Annotated in this window: 16 protein-coding genes; 2 read left to right on the top strand and 14 right to left on the bottom strand. The window is 42.2% G+C overall.

The window, feature by feature from the left end; translation table 11 throughout:
- Nucleotides 1–44: 44 nt before the first annotated feature.
- The 14 genes from C1E24_RS07700 to C1E24_RS07635 all read right to left on the bottom strand — a co-directional run bounded on the left by C1E24_RS07700 (nucleotide 45) and on the right by C1E24_RS07635 (nucleotide 15987).
- Complete coding sequence (locus C1E24_RS07700) at nucleotides 45–3137, bottom strand: diguanylate cyclase domain-containing protein (protein ID WP_431188319.1); 3093 nt, start codon at nucleotides 3135–3137, stop codon at nucleotides 45–47.
- A 24-nt stretch (nucleotides 3138–3161) separates the two neighbouring features.
- On the bottom strand, nucleotides 3162–3647 hold the full coding sequence (locus tag C1E24_RS07695) for a phosphatidylglycerophosphatase A family protein (protein WP_058030843.1): 486 nt from the start codon (nucleotides 3645–3647) through the stop codon (nucleotides 3162–3164).
- Nucleotides 3648–3655: 8 nt separating this feature from the next.
- Nucleotides 3656–4618, bottom strand: a complete 963-nt coding sequence (gene thiL, locus C1E24_RS07690; RefSeq protein WP_138480282.1) for a thiamine-phosphate kinase — start codon at nucleotides 4616–4618, stop codon at nucleotides 3656–3658.
- A 44-nt stretch (nucleotides 4619–4662) separates the two neighbouring features.
- Nucleotides 4663–5073, bottom strand: a complete 411-nt coding sequence (gene nusB, locus C1E24_RS07685) for a transcription antitermination factor NusB (protein ID WP_058030845.1) — start codon at nucleotides 5071–5073, stop codon at nucleotides 4663–4665.
- Between the two features lie 11 nt (nucleotides 5074–5084).
- The gene (gene ribH, locus C1E24_RS07680; RefSeq protein WP_138480280.1) at nucleotides 5085–5549 is read right to left on the bottom strand and encodes a 6,7-dimethyl-8-ribityllumazine synthase; all 465 of its coding nucleotides are present in this window, start codon (nucleotides 5547–5549) and stop codon (nucleotides 5085–5087) included.
- A gap of 153 nt (nucleotides 5550–5702) precedes the next feature.
- Nucleotides 5703–6815: a bifunctional 3,4-dihydroxy-2-butanone-4-phosphate synthase/GTP cyclohydrolase II gene (gene ribBA / locus C1E24_RS07675; RefSeq protein WP_138480278.1), complete on the bottom strand. Its 1113-nt coding sequence runs from the start codon at nucleotides 6813–6815 to the stop codon at nucleotides 5703–5705.
- A 23-nt stretch (nucleotides 6816–6838) separates the two neighbouring features.
- Nucleotides 6839–7495: a riboflavin synthase gene (locus C1E24_RS07670; protein ID WP_138480276.1), complete on the bottom strand. Its 657-nt coding sequence runs from the start codon at nucleotides 7493–7495 to the stop codon at nucleotides 6839–6841.
- A 5-nt stretch (nucleotides 7496–7500) separates the two neighbouring features.
- Nucleotides 7501–8619 (bottom strand): bifunctional diaminohydroxyphosphoribosylaminopyrimidine deaminase/5-amino-6-(5-phosphoribosylamino)uracil reductase RibD, encoded by a 1119-nt coding sequence (gene ribD / locus C1E24_RS07665; RefSeq protein ID WP_138480274.1) that lies wholly within the window; start codon nucleotides 8617–8619, stop codon nucleotides 7501–7503.
- Nucleotides 8619–9068: a transcriptional regulator NrdR gene (gene nrdR, locus C1E24_RS07660; protein WP_058030850.1), complete on the bottom strand. Its 450-nt coding sequence runs from the start codon at nucleotides 9066–9068 to the stop codon at nucleotides 8619–8621. The genes ribD and nrdR overlap by 1 nt, the downstream gene beginning before the upstream one ends.
- An 83-nt stretch (nucleotides 9069–9151) precedes the next feature.
- Nucleotides 9152–10408 (bottom strand): serine hydroxymethyltransferase, encoded by a 1257-nt coding sequence (gene glyA, locus C1E24_RS07655; RefSeq protein WP_138480272.1) that lies wholly within the window; start codon nucleotides 10406–10408, stop codon nucleotides 9152–9154.
- 253 nt (nucleotides 10409–10661) lie between these two features.
- Nucleotides 10662–11945 carry a threonine synthase gene (gene thrC / locus C1E24_RS07650; protein WP_138480270.1) on the bottom strand — a complete coding sequence of 428 codons (1284 nt, stop codon included), beginning with the start codon at nucleotides 11943–11945 and terminating at the stop codon, nucleotides 10662–10664.
- 3 nt (nucleotides 11946–11948) lie between these two features.
- A complete protein-coding gene (thrB, locus tag C1E24_RS07645; protein ID WP_138480268.1) occupies nucleotides 11949–12887 on the bottom strand; it encodes a homoserine kinase in 939 nt (312 codons plus the stop codon).
- 9 nt (nucleotides 12888–12896) lie between these two features.
- Nucleotides 12897–15311, bottom strand: a complete 2415-nt coding sequence (gene thrA, locus C1E24_RS07640) for a bifunctional aspartate kinase/homoserine dehydrogenase I (protein WP_138480266.1) — start codon at nucleotides 15309–15311, stop codon at nucleotides 12897–12899.
- 310 nt (nucleotides 15312–15621) lie between these two features.
- Entirely contained in the window at nucleotides 15622–15987 is a 366-nt protein-coding gene (locus C1E24_RS07635) for a response regulator (protein ID WP_138480264.1), read from the bottom strand.
- A gap of 224 nt (nucleotides 15988–16211) precedes the next feature.
- Between C1E24_RS07635 and C1E24_RS07630 the strand changes: the two genes are divergently transcribed.
- Entirely contained in the window at nucleotides 16212–17975 is a 1764-nt protein-coding gene (locus C1E24_RS07630) for a sensor histidine kinase (protein WP_138480262.1), read from the top strand.
- Nucleotides 17976–18090: 115 nt separating this feature from the next.
- Nucleotides 18091–19002 carry a recombination-associated protein RdgC gene (rdgC, locus tag C1E24_RS07625; RefSeq protein ID WP_138480260.1) on the top strand — a complete coding sequence of 304 codons (912 nt, stop codon included), beginning with the start codon at nucleotides 18091–18093 and terminating at the stop codon, nucleotides 19000–19002.
- Nucleotides 19003–19060 lie beyond the last annotated feature (58 nt).

Below are 19060 nucleotides of genomic sequence, written 5' to 3'. Positions count from 1 at the left end.
TTACGCTTTAAAGTTATTAATAACCAGCCTGTACTGACAACTAACTAACGCATCCAAATTTTCACATCTGCAAGCCCATTTACCTGTAAGGTTTGTAATTGTGACTCAACATTACTTGTTTGCTCAAACTCAAACGCATCCAACTGATCATCAAATATGATAGTTGCAGCACCATCACCGCCACGTTGTTTTACTTGATGAAGTGCGACATCCGCCAAATTCACAGAGGCCTCCCAACTTATCACTTGCCCACCTAGCAGAGGCAGTGGGTAAAATGACCAGCCCATAGACACTGTCATATTAATCGCCTTACCATTGGGCAATTGAAAGTCACATTCAGCAATTGCACGGCAAAGTTCTTTTATATAAGTTTCAATTGCGTCACGCTTAAAGTCGCGAAGCAACAATAAGAACTCATCACCACTCCAACGAGCCACATAATCTGAGCCTTGCGTTCTGGTGTTCAATAAAGTAGCAAGTTGCTGTAAACAACTATCACCGCCAATCGGACCATAGGCATCATTCACTTTACTAAAATTATCGACATTGATTATAAGCAATACCAGGCGCTTATTCTGTTGCTGTAATGACTTTGAGTTACGCTGGTAGTGTTCGACATCTTTAGGGAGTTGGTCGAATAAGAAACGACGGCTTTTGAGGCCTGTGAGCTCATCTGTATGGCTAACTAGTTTCATCTGAGTATTCACTTGGTTGAGCTTGTCGTTCGCTTGACGCAGTGCCATGGTGCGCTCTGCCACTAAAGATTCAAGCGCTTGCTGCTTACGTCGCTCTTGAGCTCTAAAAATCCAAAAGAATACATAAAAAAGTAGAACAAACCCTAGCGTAATTAACAGTCTAAAGTACACCGTTTCATCAAAACGTCTAGGGATCTCAATGCGCTGTGTAATGCTTCGAGCTTGTTGCCAGCCTTCACCTTTACGCTTAACTTGTAATTCAAAGTTATATACACCCGGCTCTAAGTTCGTATATATCGCTTCTCGACGGTTAAATACTTCTCGCCATTCAGTGTTTTCTTTGCCAGTTAAACGATATCTAAACTCGATACTCGCTGGCGCATAAAAGTCTATGGCGGTGTAGTTAATCGTGATATCTCGTTCACTGGTATCAAGTTTAAGTAGCTCTGCAAATTTACTTGCGACTATCGCTCGCTCTTGCGTGATCACCTCTTCCAGTTTTGGTGATAAGTCTTTAGAGCCAAATAGTTCAACATTTTTGGGAATTTCAACTGCCCCTTGAGAGCTTGGATACCAAATAGCACCTTGCTTTTCTAAAACTGCATCACCACCGAAACCAGAACAGCAACGACCGACTTTGCCATCGAGTTGGCGGTCAAATTGACTAATAACCTGCTCAACTTTTAGATTGTTTATTGGATGTGTAAATTGCGCCGCAGGTAAGCGGTAAACACCTTTTCGAGTACTGACCCAAATAAGCGCCTGTTGCTGATCATAATAGAGCGAGGAAATTGAACCATGAGGTAAGCCATTTGAGGCATCAAGCTGATACCAATCGCCCTTTGCTGTTCGATAAAATAACCCATCATTCCAAGAGCCAACTAAAGTCGCCACACCTTGAATGTATAAAATACTGGTAACATAAGCGGACTCTAGAGACGTTTGCCCCCCGAGTTTTTCAATGCCTTTTTGATTAAACTGATAGGCCCCTTTGTTGGTGCCTATGAACCCCACATTGGGCTGATCATTGATATAAGTGACAAACTGACTACCTAAAAATGCATTGTAAGCAAACGGTGTTAAACCCGAGTACTCAAGACGGTACATACCACTACCCGTACCTATCCACATTCCGCCACGCTGCGACGGTGTTATGGCTAAGACTGGCGTTTGTCGCAACTCTCGAAACGGTAATAGCTGTAGTACCCCTTGCTCATAAATCATGGCACCTCGCTCAGTTCCTATGAACAAGCTATTGCCACTAAATTCAAGCTCGTATACTGTGCTGTTTTTTAATTCTTCAGGGGTAATAACTACTTGCAATGATTCATCATTATTCAAGTAACCGACACCACTTCTTGATGCCATCCAAGTTCGACCTTGGTTATCTTTGGTCGTTGCCGTTATACCTTGCTGACTGTTACCATCAATCATGTGTCGCGCAATATTACCTGTATGCGCAAACCAAAGCCCTTCGTTCAGACTGGCAAACCAAATGTTTCCTTCTGCGTCTTTAAACATGTCTGAAAACCAAATCGACTGATCCGCATGAATTGGTTCGACATAACGCCAATCAGAGATCCCCTCTCTGAACATCAAACGAGTTGAAGTAGATGCCCATAACCCTGTATCTGAGTCGTACATAAATTTATATACAGCACCATTACCAAGTTCGGTATAACGTCTCAGCACTTGGTCTATATCTAAGAAGTAAGCACCGAGTTCAGAGGCCAGATACAAGCGCCCTTCAATCCATGCCAAATCATGCACGATAGTTTGTGCTAATTGCTCTGGTAGCGCTAACCTAAAACCAAGCTCTAGACGAAATACGTCCCTACGATTAGTCGCTGATTTGGTAATTTTTAAAAGATTACGCTCATTTACCAACCATAAACCATCGGTGCCTTGAGCGATTTTAGACACACTGCCTACAATTTGGTTAATGCGGTTAACAGGAAACTTTTTATTGTCTTCTGCGGAATCAAATGCACGCTGTGCTTGTTGGTCGTTGCCGATGTAAAATAAGCCATTACCCGCAACCCAGATATCACCTTGCTTGTCTTCAACAATATCTAGGATAGGTCCTTTTATATTAAAGGACTGAACATCAAGCGTGTGGGGGTTTAAGCGATGAAGACCGCGCTTAGTGCCTATCCATAACTTACCATGCCTATCTAACAGTAACTTATGAATGGCATTGGTTTGTAAGAATTGCGTGTTTTGTGTTGTAAAATTTCGAAATTGATAGCCATCAAACCGACTGAGGCCAAATTGAGTGCCGAGCCATACATAGCCCTGTTGGTCTTGCACCAAACTTTTAATTGATTGTGAGGGTAAGCCATTTTGTACATTCCATTGCTTCACAATATAGTCATTGATGGCAGCCGATACTGAAAAACTCATCAGTATAAACAGCCAAGACACTAGCAAGGTTTTTTTGATCATACACTCACAATCTTTTATTGATTAAGCTACTAAGAAACCAGTTTTAAACAAAGCCTGTACACAAATCAACGAAAAAATACCCGCTAAAATGTCATCCGCCATGATCCCAAAGCCACCATGCAGCTTTTTGTCTAACATTCTGATTGGACCTGGTTTGGCAATATCGAAAAATCGGAATAATAAAAAGCCAACTAGAAGTGCTTTCCAAGATAACGCTGCGCCTATCATGGTAATGTAAAAGCCAGCTACTTCATCCCAAACAATTGCTGGATGATCATGAACTTGAACATCTTTAGCCGTTTGTCCACACACCCAAATACCAAATACACTGATCACAACTGCAAAAACACATTGCAGCCATAATGGATAACTAGCTGTAATGAAAATAAGCGGTAAAGCGCCTAAAGTGCCAAATGTACCCGGGGCAAATGGGGCAAGTCCTAAACCAAAACCCAAACCAAAGAATTGGTGAGGCTTACGAATATCAAATTTGTACTGCTTAGCCAAACTGACTCCTAACTAAAATGTTCAAAGCCAGTTGCGGGAAATGGCCAAGGTTTATCTTTATAAAGTAGCGATACATCGCCAGCATTTGCGTTAATTTGCCCGATACAGGTAGGTGTCACCCCATATTCTGCCAAGCGCTTTTCTACTGCTACTCTATTACTATCAGGCACAGTAAACAACAGCTGATAATCATCGCCATAGGCCATTGCTAGCATTAAACGTACTTCTTCATCTGGCAAGTTTTTAAGCGCATTTGAAAGTGGTACTTTATCTGCGTGGATTATCGCACCAACACCTGAGTGCGTCAGGATATGATTCAAATCAGCAAGTAAACCGTCAGAAATATCAATGGCTGAATTCGCTAAACCACGTAAAACCTGGCCTGCTGCAACTTGGGGGGCTGGATAATCAAACTTTTTCTGGGCATAACTGCGGTCTTCATCACTGAGATCCCAGCCTTGTTTACGTGCCTCAATTGCCAAAGCGGCATCTCCAAGGTCGCCAGTCACATATAACCAATCCCCCACTTTAGCGCCACTTCGAGTCAATGCTTTGCCTTTTGGCACGATACCTTTAGCACACACGGTAATCGTTAATGGGCCTTGTGTGGTGTCACCACCGATCAGTTGCACGTTATAGTACTCAGCAATATCGTGCATACCTTCAGTAAACTGTTCCAACCAAGTTTCATCAACATTAGGTAGCGTCAAGCCAATGGATATCCAGGCTGGTTCTGCACCCATTGCAGCCAAATCACTTAAGTTTACCGCTAAAATTCGGTGCCCTAAGGCTTTGGGAGAAATATCAGAAAAGAAATGAACGCCTTCAACCAGCGTATCTGTGGTGACCGCTAATTGGCAGCCTTCAGGGATAGTAACTAGGGCACAATCATCACCTATGCCCAAATCTACATCACGTCGAGTAATGCCACGGCCGGTGAAAAATCGATTGATTAACTCAAATTCCTTCATACATAAAAAAGCCGGCCTAAGCCGGCTCTCCAAATTGTTTGCCTTTATTTGCGAACTGCTTTAACTGCTTTGTCTAAAACACCGTTCACAAACTTATGGCTATCTTCTGCACCAAAGATTTTCGCAAGCTCAATGCCTTCATTGATTGCTACTTTGTAAGGTACATCTTCACGGAACTTAAGTTCGTATGCACTTAAACGTAATACTGCGCGCTCAACTTCATCTAAGTCTTCAAACGGGCGAGAAAGATGCGGCTTAACAAGCTCATCTAATTGTTTTACGTTTACTGCAACACCGCGAGCAAGATCTTTGAAGTATTCTACGTCTACTTTAGATACATCATTCTCGATCAACATTTGTTGCTCAATATCGGCAATCGGGTTGCCACTTAATTGCCAAGAGTATACGGCTTGAAGCGCTAATATACGTGCTTTACGTCTTGCTGCTGGTTTCACTGAGGATCCTCTTAAATTTGCTCTAGCACGTTCACCATTTCTAGTGCACCAAGGGCAGCTTCGCCGCCTTTGTTGCCCATTTTAGTGCCCGCACGTTCAATGGCTTGCTCAATGCTTTCCGTGGTTAATACACCAAATGCTACCGGAATATCATAGTCTAATGAAACGCTTGCAAGTCCTTTATTTGACTCGTTAGCAACTAGGTCGAAATGTGGTGTACCACCACGGATGATAACGCCTAATGCAATGATTGCATCGTGCTCTTTTTTCATCGCTAATCGCTTAGCTGCTAATGGTAACTCAACCGCACCTGGTACATATACCACAGTGATGTCTTCTTCTTTAACACCACCAACACGCTTTAGCTCGTCAACAGCACCTTCAAGTAAGCTGCTACCGATAAAATCATTAAAACGTGAAATAACAATAGCAAATTTTTTGCCAGGAGCGTATTTGTTACCTTCAATAATCTTCATTAGATGGTCCTAATCTTCTTAATGTTTCGTACTTTGCAATCAAAGTGCGCCGAGTACGCAATAAGCAATTGCCAAATTGGCGCGCATAATAGCACAGTTTTGGTTAACCCCAAATAACAAAACCCGCTGTCATCAACGGGCTTTTTCATTCAATTATTTAGGCTCTACGTATTCAACGACTTCTAGGTGGAAACCTGAAAGTGCATGATATTTTTTCGGCATACTCATTAGGCGCATTTTTTGAATGCCTAAATCAGCTAAGATCTGCGAGCCAACACCAACGGTACGAGACGTACCTTGGAACTTGCGCTGATTCACAGTTTCGCCCGCGTCTTGCGCAGCAAATGCTTTTACCATGTGCTCGATGTCTTCAGTTTGTTCCTGTTTACCTAAAATAACCAGCACACCGTTATTTTCGCTGATGTGCTTCATCGCACCATGTAAGCTCCAGCTTCGATCAGCGCCTCTGTCAGATAGCAATACATCATTGAAGGTGCTCTGTAAGTGAACACGTACTAGCGTTGCATCACTTTCTGAAACTTCACCTTTGAGTAAAGCATAATGAAGCTGGTTATCAATCGTGTCTTTATAAGTAACTAAATCGAATTCACCATATTCAGTTGGCAATTTACACTGTGCAACTTTTTCGATAGTTGTCTCGTTTAAGTTACGGTATTCAATTAAATCGGCGATAGTACCAATTTTTAAACCATGCTCTTTAGCGAATACTTCTAACTGAGGACGACGCGCCATAGTGCCGTCAGGGTTTAAGATCTCCACAATCACCGAAGACGGCTCTAAACCTGCCAGACGCGCTAAGTCACAGCCTGCTTCTGTATGCCCAGCACGCGTTAATACCCCACCAGGTTGTGCCATAATTGGGAAGATATGACCTGGCTGCACGATGTCTGTTGGCACTGCACCTTTAGCAACAGCTGCCTGTACTGTACGAGCGCGATCAGCGGCAGAAATACCAGTAGTGACGCCTTTTGCCGCCTCGATAGACATTGTGAAGTTAGTTGAGAATTGCGCGCCGTTATTTCTCACCATTAATGGTAAATCAATTTGCTGACAACGCTCTTGAGTCATAGTTAAACAAATTAAACCACGGCCGTGGGTTGCCATGAAATTTATGGCGTCCGCTGAAATATGCTCGGCTGCGATGATTAAGTCACCTTCATTTTCTCGGTCTTCATCATCCATCAAGATAACCATTTTACCGGCTTTAATGTCTTCGATGATCTCTTGTGCGCTGTTCAAGTTCATAATTTACCTGTTTAATTAATTCGCTACTTAATAAAGCCTGCGTTTGCCAATAAGTTCATTGTGAGAGTAGAGCTTTGTGCAGGCTCTTGAGCTCCAAGTACTAAGCGTTCCAAATAACGTGCAATTTGATCCACTTCTAAGTTAATTTTACTGCCCACTTTAAATTCAGCAATGGTTGTCTCTTGTGCTGTATGCGGCACAATTGTCAGCTTAAACTGACAGTCTTTAATTTCATTTACAGTTAAGCTGATACCATCGATGGCTACTGAGCCCTTATATGGAATATATTTCATCAGCTCACTGGGCGCTTCTAACCAATATTCGGTTGCGCGGGCATTAGGTGAAATCGCCACGACTGTCGCAATGCCGTCAATGTGACCTGAGACTAAATGACCACCTAAACGCGAGATAGGTTGTAATGCTTTTTCTAAATTAACTGTTTGCCCTAGCTTATATTGAGCAAATTGCGTCAATTTCAAGGTCTCATTTGAAACATCAGCACGAAAACCATCAGAAAATTTTTCAACAACCGTTAAACACACGCCATTTGTAGCAATGCTATCGCCTAACTGTACATCGCCCATGTCTAAATTTGGACTACTTACACGAACCGTTAGGTCGCCTTGATTTTGTGTCAACTCAGTCAACTTACCGGTTGCTTCAATGATACCTGTAAACATAAAACTTAACCTTTTTGCGCTATTTTGCGTGCTATCAAACGAATATCATCGCCAACTTGCTTAATATCATGCCATTGTAGGCTCATTACATCTGTCATCTTCGTCAACTCTGGCACGTTAAATAAACTTCGCGCGTCTTGCCCCATGATTTTAGGTGCTAAATAAAGAATATAATTATCGATAAGATTTAATTCGTGAAACTTACCCGCAAGCGTCGCGCCAGCTTCAACGAATACACTGTTGATACCATGCTCAGTTAATTGCATTAACGCTTTTTTGATATCAACCTTATCATTCATGGAATCAACCACCAGCTCTGTGACATGTTCAGGCCACTGGTGCGTTGTATCTGCTTTTGTTCTTAAAATTATAATAGGACTATTAATTGAGAATAATGCTAAATCTGGATACAAACGGTTTTGAGAATCGATGATCACTCGAATAGGCTGGCGAACCGACACCCCTTCCGCAAGCTCAAGCTGCTCTGCCGAAAGTCGTACGTTCAATTTAGCATCATCAACCAGCACAGTATCAGCACCCGATAACACGGCGCAGTGCTCAGCACGTAACAACTGCACATCTTGACGAGCTGCACTTGAGGTGATCCACTTACTCTCACCATTTTTTAATGCTGTTTTACCATCTAAACTCGCTGCCAGTTTACAACTGATATAAGGCAAGCCCGTTTCCATGCGAGTTAAAAAACCTGGATTCAGTGCTCTTGCAGCTTGCTCAAATAAACCTGCTGCAGTTTCAATGCCTGCCTCTTCTAACATAAGTAAGCCTCGACCTGCGACTTCTGGGTTAGGATCGACCATGGCTGCAACAACGCGGCTAACGCCAGCGTCAATTAAACCTTTTGCACAAGGCGGTGTTCTACCATAATGGCTGCATGGCTCCAAGGTAACATAAGCAGTTGCGCCTCTTGCCTTGTCTCCAGCCATCTTTAATGCGTGTACTTCAGCATGACCTTCACCCGCCTTTTGGTGATAACCCTGACCAACTATATCGCCGTCTTTTACGATGACACAGCCCACATTTGGGTTAGGTGAGGTGGTAAAACGGCCTTTTGCAGCAAGCGCGATGGCCTGCTGCATAAATTCTTTATCTTGCTCGCTAAACATCAATCTCCAAGCCTCGCGATTTCCTCGCCAAACTCTCTAATATCTTCAAATGAGCGGTATACGGAGGCAAAGCGGACATAGGCCACTTTATCGAGCTTTTTCAGCGCTTCCATAATGCACTCACCAATCATATGGCTTGCCACTTCACGCTCACCCGTAGCACGAATTTGCGATTTAATTTGATGCACGACTTCTTCAATTTGCTCAGTACTAACCGGGCGTTTTTCTAGCGCGCGGTGCAGACCATTTAATAATTTGTCTTCATTGAATGGCTCTCGAGAACCATCTTGTTTAATTACCCGCGGCATGACTAATTCGGCACCTTCAAACGTCGTAAAGCGCTCATGGCATAACACACATTCTCTACGGCGACGGACTTGATGGCCTGAGCCGACTAAACGGGAATCAATGACTTTTGTTTCTTTAGCGGTGCAAAATGGACAATGCATAGATAATCACTTGTGAAAAAATATAAAAAAGGCCGCAAATGCGGCCTTAATCATAACAAAATTCTTTGATTTTGTGAGCGAAATTACGCGTAAACTGGTAATTTAGCGCAGATAGCTTTTACTTTCTCTTTAACTTCTGCTTGTACTGACTCATCGTTGATGTTGTCTAGTACGTCACAGATCCAACCAGCAAGCTCTGCTGACTCAGCTTCTTTGAAGCCACGACGCGTGATAGCTGGAGAACCAATACGAAGACCAGACGTTACAAACGGTGAACGTGGGTCGTTTGGTACTGAGTTCTTGTTCACAGTGATGTTAGCACGACCAAGTGCCGCATCAGCATCTTTACCTGTGATGTCTTTGTCGATTAGGTCTAGTAGGAATAAGTGGTTGTCTGTTTTACCAGAAACAACTTTATAGCCACGCTCTTGAAGAACAGCAACCATTGCCTGTGCATTTTTAACAACTTGCTCTTGGTAAGTTTTGAACTCTGGCTGTAGTGCTTCTTTGAAAGCAACCGCTTTACCAGCGATAACGTGACATAGAGGACCACCTTGACCACCAGGGAATACTGCGCTGTTTAGCTTCTTGTAGATGTCTTCGTCATCACAAGCTGAGATGATAAGACCACCACGAGGACCCGCAAGCGTTTTGTGCGTCGTAGTCGTTACAACGTGTGCATGTGGTACAGGGCTTGGGTAAACACCTGCAGCAACAAGACCTGCAACGTGTGCCATATCAACTAATAGGTAAGCACCTACTTTGTCAGCGATTTCACGGAATTTAGCCCAGTCAACGATACCTGAGTATGCTGAGAAACCACCGATGATCATTTTTGGCTTGTGCTCAAGTGCTAACGCTTCAACCTGTGCGTAATCAATCTCACCCGTTTCTTCGTTTAGACCGTACTGGATAGCGTTGTACGTTTTACCAGAGAAGTTTACGTGAGAACCGTGTGTTAAGTGACCACCGTGCGCAAGGCTCATACCTAATACAGTGTCGTGTGGCTGAAGAAGCGCTTGGAATACTGCCGCGTTTGCTTGTGAACCAGCGTGCGGTTGTACGTTTGCATATGTAGAACCGAAAAGCTCGTTGGCACGGTCAATAGCCAGTTGCTCAACAACGTCAACGTGCTCACAACCACCGTAGTAACGCTTACCTGGGTAACCTTCAGCATATTTGTTAGTTAATTGAGAACCCTGAGCTTCTAAAACACGTGGGCTACAGTAGTTTTCAGAAGCGATAAGCTCGATGTGCTCTTCTTGACGAGTCGTTTCAAGTGTAATCGCATTTGCTAATTCAGGATCAAAATCTGCAATGTTCATGTTACGTTCTAACATGGGGTCTCCTAGGTACACGTTTAGGGTAGTAAAAGCTGTATTGTACGCAGTTATGCGTCTGATGCCTATAATTTCGGCTTGAGCATATTTAAACAGGGATTGAAATTATTTCACAGTGTTTATGTAATGATATTTTTTTATTTAAACATTAAAAAAACAAATAAATAAGATAGGAATAAATAAGAGATATTTATATAGGGTGAGTTTGGTAAATTTTTTAAGTCTACAAAGGCTCACCCTTGGCGATTAATAATTACAGTAGTTTAGCAAAAACAGCTGCTTTTAATTGCGTATAATCGGCTTGCATAGGCTCAGCTAAACACTTTTTATCTAAGGCGTCTTGCAGCACGCAAGGCATTGCAATCTCTTGCTCAAGCACCTCTTCTACTGAAGATTTAAACTTTGCAGGGTGCGCCGTAGCCAAACAGATCCCCACAGCATCCTCCGCTTTATCTAAAGTCAGACCTTCAAGTGCAATGGCGGTATGCGGCTCCATCACGTAACCCGTTGCAGCAATCTCTTTCATTACCGCCTGCGTGCGACTTTCTGAGACACTTCTTGAATAAAACTCATGTTTATCGAAATCACCACGTTCTAGCATAGTCTCAACGCGAGGCCAATTATTAGGTTTACTCACATCCATTGCATTTGATAACGACTCTAATGTGGCATTTGGCGACCATTCGCCCGACGCCATATAACGAGGTACAGTGTCATTTTGATTAGTAGTTGCAGACAAGTTTGCAATAGGTAAGCCCAAAGCAGCAGCGATCATAGCTGCACACACATTACCAAAATTACCACTTGGTACAGAAACATGCACTTTACCTCTTTGCTCTGTTGGTAATTGCGCAACGGCTTCAAAGTAATAACATACTTGCGCAACTAGACGGCTGATATTGATAGAGTTGGCAGAATTTAAGCCCAGCTTTTTTTTCATTTCATCATCTAAAAACGCCTGCTTAACCAATGCTTGGCAATCATCGAAGCTGCCTTCAACGGCGTAACAATGAATATTTCCACCTAACGTCGTGAAGAGCTTTTGTTGAGCGAGCGAGATCTTACCTTCTGGGTAAAGTATAACTACATCAACATTTGGTTTGTTATAAAAGGCATGTGCTACCGCTGCACCTGTATCACCACTGGTCGCAGTTAAAATTGTGACACGCTCACCTTGGTTAAATAACCCAATACACTCGGCCATAAAACGACCGCCAAAATCTTTAAACGCCAACGTTGGCCCATGGAATAATTCTAAGCAATATTGCTTGTCACCAATTTGCTTAAGCGGCGCCTGAAAGTTAAAAGCACGTTCAACCATCTCGGCTAACGTATCTTTTGGTAGCTCATCACCAATTAAGTGACTCAATACTTCGGCACTTCTTTCTACAAATGGTTTTTCAAGCAGCGCATCGATATTTTCTAATTTACTTAATTGCTCTGGAAAAAATACCCCTTGGTTACGACCAAGACCTGTTTTAACAGCCGTAGTGAAAGACACTTGCTGCGTGGCATCTTTTAAGTTTACAAGTTGCATTGATTATTCTCCTTGTGAAATGGCACGCGTGCCTTGTTGGTCTAGCTTACAAATATGACTAAAACCGTATTCATTAATATAGTGTTCGTTTAGCCAAGCTTGGCACTGCTCTGCCGCTTGCTTTGTTTTACAAATCGTAAAGAGTGTGGGACCTGCACCTGAAATACTTACCAGCTCAGCGCCAAGTTCAGGTAGCGCTGTTTTAGCTTGTGCAAACCCAGCGATTAAAGCGTGTCGATACGGCTCTGCCATATCATCTTTCATCAGAGAGAGCGCTAAATCGAATTGCTCAGTTTGCATAAGAAGGCAAAAGCTCGATAAACGCTGTGCAAATTCAATGGCTTCTGAGGTGCTTCTTTGTTCTGGCAATACTGCACGTGCTTTTGCCGTATTCAATGCAAAACCTGGGTAAGCTGCGACATAGTACCAATCAGAATCAACAGGCACAGACAAAGCTTTGCTAGGCACAAGGTCAGCGGTCAATTGCAAACCACCTAAATAACAAGGCGTGATGTTGTCATAATGGCGAGCGCCACTGACTTTCGCTTCAAAATCGGCCATTAATTCAATCAGCTCAATTTGACTTAAATTTGTTTGCGCAAACTCATTCAAGGCGGCAAAAGTGGCCACCACAGAGCATGCACTCGAACCTAGACCCGAACCGATTGGTAATCGCTTTTCAAGTTCGAGATAGACCGACGGCATACTTGGTGCGATATGTTCACGAAAATGGACTAAGCACTGATAGGCCAAATTTTCATGGGCCTCACCCGGTAATTTATCGGCATAAGGACCAGAGCAAACAAACGTGTCTTGCTCTGCTGCTTTAACATTTACCACATCACCCAGTAGCTCACCATTTATAGGCGCAAGTGCAGCGCCTAAAGAATCAAAGCCAACACAAAAGTTGCCGATAGACGCTGGTGCATAAAAACTAATCATAACGACTCCTTAACGCGACTGTGTTTTTAAGATATCTGCAAATACACCCGCCGATGTCACTTCCGCACCCGCACCATATCCGCGAATAACAAATGGGCGTGGTTGATAGTATTGACTTAAAATTGCCAAAGCATTTTCACCATCACGGATATCATAGAGTGCATGTTGTTTATCAACCGCTTCTATACCTACTTTGCATTTACCGTTTTCGATGCTGCCGACATAGCGCAACACCTTACCTTCACTTGCGGCGCTTTGAATTTTGTCAGCAAATTGCGCATCAAGTTCAGGTAGCTTAGCCATAAACTCATCAACACTTGTACCTGGCGCAAATGACTCAGGAACAACCGCTTCAACTTCAATATCTGACAACTCTAATTCAAGACCTGACTCACGTGCGATGATCAAAAGCTTTCGCGCGACATCTGTTCCTGATAAATCATCTCGCGGATCGGGTTCTGTAAAGCCATTCGCTTTCGCCTTTGCAGTCGCTTCTGACAAACTTAGACCATCTTCAAGTACACCGAACATATACGAGAGTGAACCAGAAAGAATACCGTTAAATGACAATAACTCATCACCTGCCCCAAAAAGCAGTTGTAAGTTATCTAGTACCGGCAGGCCTGCACCTACATTTGTTTCATATAAGAATTTGCGCTGACGTTTTTGCGCTGCGCTTTTTAAAGACTGATAATATTCAAAACTACCTGTATTGGCTTTTTTATTTGCAGCAACCACATGGAAGCCCGCATCTAAAAAGTCATAGTATTGATCTGCTAGTTGTTGTGACGAGCTACAATCCACCAGCACAGGATTAATAAGGTGATTTTCTCTGACAAACTGCTCTACTTTAGCCAGCTCAAAACCTGATTTTTGCTGCTCTAACTGAGTTTGCCATGCATCAAATGCGATGCCGTTTGCATCAAGTAGAAGCTTGCGTGAATTTGCCACACCATAAAGATTAAGCTTTACATTTCGCTTTGCTAGCCAATCTTGCTGCTTTTCAAGTTGCTTAACCAGCTCTTGACCGACTAAACCACAGCCTAATAAAAACACATCAATTGAAGGCACATGAGTGAAAAAGTTTTCGTGACAGACTTTCACCGCATCATTGCACAGTGCACCATCAACCACCGCTGAGATCGCACTTTCAGTAGAGTCTTGAGCGATGGCCACGATATTAACTTGTGCTTGTGCCAGTGAATCAAAGAACTTAGCAGCAAGTCCTTTGTGTGCTTTCATGTTATCACCTACCAAAGTCACGATGGCAAGTTCACGCTGCACTTGTACAGGCTCAATTAATCCTGCTTGTGATTCAAGTTCAAATGCTTGTTCTAGGGCACTTAAAGCTAAATTCAAATCTTCTTCATGCACACAGAAACTAATGCTGAACTCGCACGATGATTGTGTGATCAAAACAATTGACACATTGTCGTTGGCTAATGCGCTAAAAACACGCGCAGCCATACCGACTTTGCCTTTCATACCTGGGCCAGACACCGTCAACATCGCCAAATTCTCTAATGAAGAAATGGCTTTGACAGTTTCGTCGCTCTGGCATTCATTTGAGATCACAGAGCCCGGTACATCGGGGTTGTGGGTATTTTTAATTTCACACGGTACGCCAACCTTCGCGCACGGTAAAATTGTTTTTGGGTGAAGGACTTTAGCGCCAAAATATGACAGTTCCATTGCTTCTTTATAAGACAAGCTGTCTACCTTGCTGGCTTTTTTGATAAAGCGCGGATCGGCATTATAAACGCCATCTACGTCTGTCCAAATCTGGCACACTTCGGCTTTTAAACAAGCAGCAGCTACTGCAGCAGAATAATCTGAGCCGTTGCGACCAAGAGTTGTTAGTTCACCTTGGCTATTAACCCCAGTAAACCCCGGCATAATATAAAAGTCGGCTGGTTGCGATTTTAAAACTTCAGCAAAGCGCTGTTCACTCGCGACTAGGTTTACCTCAGCATCAAGATACCCGCCCTGAGTCTCGATACATTGCGTTGCTTCTAGGTATGTAGCCCTTTGACCTAGCATGGCAACCATAAGTGCAACACTCACTCGCTCCCCAAAACTGATCACAAAGGCATTAACTTGCTCAGGGCAGTGCTTAAGTAATTTAACCCCTGCTAGCTTATCACTTAGCTCAGCAAAGCTTGGCCAATGAGCGACAACAGAGTCTAACTGCTCGACTTCACGCTTCAAACTGTCTGCGCGATTTAGCAAAGCCAGCCACTGAGCACTGTAATCTGCACCTTGCTCAGCAAGCTTGGCTAATTCAACAAGTTGGTCTGTCATGCCACCAGGGGCTGAAAGAACAACCAAAGCTTGTTCGCCTGCTTGAGACTCGATCAATTGCTTGACCCGTTTGAGACAATCAAAGTCGGCGAGCGAAGAGCCGCCAAATTTTAAAACTCGCATAATTTTTCCTCATTCCAAAAACGAAAAAAGGCCTGTGTTCTAAGTGAACACAGGCCTTTTTCTAATGCGCAACGACCTATGCCACTATCCAGTTAGGATGGTGGTTGTAATAATGGTCGTAATTAAATTCATTGTTTTCATAATTATTAGACTGCCCGAAAATCAGACACCATGCAACCGTCTTTTTATGAAATTATTATGCAAAAAACTCAAGTTTGATTTAAAGAAAGGAAAAATTAGACCTTAGTATAACTTTTAGAAGTTAAATAGAGAAAACTAGAAATTCAAAAGGCTAGCCTAAAAGACCGAGCTATCTGAGGCCATAAGTATGCAAAACGTCCAATAAAACATCAGACTTAACGGGCTTTTCAATAAACGAGATTGCACCGAGTTGCTCTACTCGCGCTTTCATTTCTGGTTGAATATCCGCAGATATGACTACAACAAAAGTTTCGATAACTTGAGACTTCACCGCTTGTAATACGCCTACACCGTCTAATTCTGGCATGGTTAAATCAAGGCAAAGTAAATCAACCTGGTGATTATTTAAAACTTCCAATGCTTCAACGCCATTTTTTGCTTGCAAGATTGTTGCATCAAACGCTGATGACAAGCAGCGAACCACCTGTTTTCGGGCAACCACAGAATCATCACAAACCAAAATAGTAAAGCTCATATTTTAAACTCATTCACTCGAAATTAACCTACTACTAGCACCCTATTTAAGATGTCTTATAACATAATCATCTTAAAGCACTAAATAAGTTCGATATAATATCTAACCAAACAATGGCATTGTAAACAATAATGCCAGATAAATATTTATTTTTACGCCTTTATTAGCTAAGTTTAACTACAGACGTATCGCTTTAAACAAAATCAGGGAGCCTAGCTTCATTCATGCTGCAAAAAAGCCTATCAAAAAAGCTACTTACGAATGTGCTATCGGTTTACTTTTTGTTAACTTTCCTTGTCACATGTGGTCAGGTTGTTACTGAGTATATAAATACTAAAAACTATATTCAGAATGAGCTAACCATGTTGCAAAAGACCTTTAGCCGTAGTTTAACGCGTGCTATTTGGGAATTAAACACCAAGCAAACGGTTACCACCGCAGAGGGCTTGTTAGCAATCCCTATGATTGAAGGCATTATCGTACGTGACGACAGTGGTGAGATTATCTCTCAACTGGGTCGTTCTCTAGATATTCATGAGTTATACAGCCAACAACTCGTTCAAGAAGAAGCTATCATTGAAGATACGCCCTCAGGACTGTTTGGTTATACTTTTCCCTTAATTTTTGAGTTTTCTGGTCGAGCGACACAAGTTGGTGATGTCACACTCTTTTCAAGCCGAGAAGTTGTGCTCAGCCGCATTATGTTATCGATTTACTTCTTGCTTGGTAATGCAGTCGTTAAAACTACTTTCTTAATCATCTTATTCTTAATCGCGTTTAGAAAATTACTGACCGAGCCACTTACTGACTTAACTGAACAGATAGAAGCATTTGAATTAAACGACGACATTGACGGCCAACGCATTGACATTGGTACAACGGAACGCAATGAGTTAAAAGTCATGGAGGAAGCATTCAATAAACTGATAGACAAAGTCAGTGACTATCGAAATCAACTTGATGACACGCAAAAAGAATTATTAATCAGTAACGAAAAGTTAGATCAACATAATTTACAGCTAGAACAAGAAGTCGCTCGAAAAACCTCTAACCTCAGCCAGGCTATGATGGATTTGCAGCAGCAAAAATACGAGCTTGAAAAACAAAAGCTCACGCTCACAGAAGAAATCGACTTACGTCGTCAAACTGAGCAAGAGTTGCTAACCAAGCAAAAAGAACTTGAGCGTTACTTAGATGAATTAAACATGGCCCAAGAACGTCTTGTTGGCTCTGAAAAAATGGCAGCCTTAGGTGGTTTAGTTGCGGGTATAACGCACGATATCAACACACCTGTTGGTATTGGTGTTACAGCAACTTCATTTTTGCAAGAACGGTTAGAACAAATTGAAGCCGCTTATAAAGACAAAACGCTTTCTCCAAAAGCACTTGAAGAGTTTATTAACGACGCTAAGCAAAGCACCAGCTTACTGACTACCAATTTAGATAGAGCCTCTGAACTAGTCGCGAGCTTCAAGCAGATTGCAGTAGACCAAGCAAGTGAGGCTGTGCGTAATATCAATTTGAAGCAATACCTTGCTGAGGTTATTCGCTCGTTGCACCCTAAATTAAAGAAAACCAAGCATGCGATTAATGTTGAATGTCCTGAAGACCTTCAACTGAATTTACCTGCAGGTGCAATTAGCCAGATTTTTACCAATTTGATTATGAACTCTCTTATTCATGGTTTTGAAGGTATTGATCAGGGTGAGATTAATATTGAAATTAAAAATGATAACGACGATGTGGTTATTCATTACAAGGACAATGGTCGTGGTGTCAGTCAAACTCAACTTGAAAAGCTATTCGACCCCTTCTTTACCACTAAACGTGATCAAGGTGGTAGTGGCTTAGGCACACACATCACCTTAAATTTGGTGAAACAGACATTAAACGGTGAAATCGAAGTGAGTAGCGAAGAAGGTAAAGGGCTAAGCTATATGATCCGATTCCCGAAAACACTGCAACAGCCAACTAATATGTTCGATTAAAATACAGCTTTATTTAATTGAGTTAAGCCCTGATTATTCGGGGCTTAATTTTATCCCCCAAGCAAAATAAATATTGCTATCATAGCCAACATTAAAATCAGTGGATAATAACAATATGTGGTTCAGCAACCTGATCTGTTACAGATTCAAACAAGACGTTTCATATAACCAAGAAGACTTTGAACAAGCCTTAGAGCAAGACGTATTCCGCCCTTGTGGCAGTCAAGAAATGAATACCTTTGGCTGGACTAAAGCATTTGGTAAACACGGGCAAACTTTATCGCACTTCTCTGAAAAAAGCATTTTAGTGTGTGCAAAACGTGAAGAGAAGGTGCTTCCAGCTTCAGTTATCAATGACATGTTAGCTGAAAAAATTGAATTAATTGAGCGTGAAGAAAACCGCCCTGTTAAGAAAAAAGAAAAAGATGAGCTTAAAGAGAACATCTTAAGTACATTGCTTCCCCAAGCGTTTAAAAAATCGAGCCTACAATTTGCTTTTATTGATCAAGTAAATGGTTGGGTTATTGTAAACAGTGCGAGCTTTAATAAAGCCGAAGAGTTACTCGCACTACTTAGAAAGTCATTAGGCACACTGCCTGTGGTACCTGCGTTTGCTAACTATGATTTAGATGTGTTCTTAACTGACTGGTTAACTCACTTTAATGCCCCAGATGGCTTTGCAATTGGCTCAGATGCAGAACTACAAGAGCCTGACGACAATGGTGCACAAGTTAAATTAAAACAACATGATTTAGCCAGCGACGAGATCAAAACCCATTTAGAAAATGGTAAGCGTGTTACTAAACTTGCCCTTGATTGGCGTGAACGTGTGAAGTTCATTTTACAAAATGACGGTACATTAAAGCGCTTAAGCTATGCCGATGCGCTAAAAGAACAAAATGCCGATATTCCAAAAGAAGATATGGCCATTAAGTTAGATGCTGATTTCATCTTAATCACAGAAGAAATTAAAGAGCTACTTGAAGAACTCACTGCAGGGTTAGGCGATAAAGAAGATTTAGCTTAGTCTTTTATTCAAAGTACAGAGTGAATACTTAAACGAGAAAGGAGCCAAACGGCTCCTT

Source organism: Pseudoalteromonas phenolica (genome assembly GCF_005876835.1).
In the GTDB taxonomy this organism is placed as follows: domain Bacteria; phylum Pseudomonadota; class Gammaproteobacteria; order Enterobacterales; family Alteromonadaceae; genus Pseudoalteromonas; species Pseudoalteromonas phenolica_B.
The sequence above is the reverse complement of the archived record's forward strand: the minus strand, read 5'-3'. Positions and strand labels throughout refer to the sequence as shown.